Raw genomic sequence first — 254 nt, forward strand, 5'->3', positions numbered from 1 at the left:
GCGAAAACGAGGAAGATGTAGCTGAATGGCAGAAAACACGTGACAAAGGAGAAGCTGACATGATGGCGTTTTTTGCAGACACCATTGAAAAGAAACGTCACAATCTCGGTGATGATTTGATTTCCCTCATCATTCAAGCGGAGGAGAATGGAGAAAAACTGTCAGCGGATGAACTAATACCATTCTGTAATCTTCTTCTTTTAGCAGGCAACGAAACAACCACCAACTTGATCTCCAATATGATTTTCAGCTTG

Annotated in this window: 1 pseudogene; it reads left to right on the forward strand. The window is 41.7% G+C overall.

The features are described 5' to 3' along the window. Window positions 1–254, forward strand: a pseudogene (locus tag SB658_RS25835) (cytochrome P450); the annotation flags it as partial.

This window comes from Bacillus sp. SIMBA_008 (genome assembly GCF_046535495.1).
Taxonomy (GTDB): domain Bacteria; phylum Bacillota; class Bacilli; order Bacillales; family Bacillaceae; genus Bacillus; species Bacillus subtilis.